The organism is Psychroflexus sp. MES1-P1E (assembly GCF_002836055.1).
GTDB lineage: Bacteria > Bacteroidota > Bacteroidia > Flavobacteriales > Flavobacteriaceae > Psychroflexus.
The window spans coordinates 1-294 of record NZ_PJBS01000057.1 but is presented as its reverse complement, the minus strand read 5'-3'; the positions used below and the strand labels follow the sequence as shown (position 1 = coordinate 294).

Sequence of the window (294 nt, the reverse complement as noted above, 5' to 3'; positions counted from 1 at the left end):
TTCTGCCAAGGCTGGAATTAGTGGTACTTCTGCACCTGTTGCTGATCCAGTAGCTCAAACAGTTGTAAATACAGATCCTATTGCAACACCAATCGTCGAGACAGCGGTGCCGACTGAAGGAAACTCCGAAATGTTAGACCTTATGCTAACTGTAGTTGCAGACAAAACAGGCTATCCTGCTGAAATGTTAGAACTAAGCATGGATATGGAAGCCGATTTAGGAATCGACTCGATCAAACGTGTGGAGATTTTTGGAGCGATTACTGAGCAATCAGATAAATTAACTGACATCAA

At 42.9% G+C, this 294-nt stretch carries 1 protein-coding gene; it reads left to right on the top strand.

Annotated elements, in window-relative coordinates:
• A partial coding sequence (locus CXF67_RS18400; RefSeq protein ID WP_219620999.1) for a phosphopantetheine-binding protein occupies positions 1 to 294 on the top strand: 294 nt, incomplete at both ends.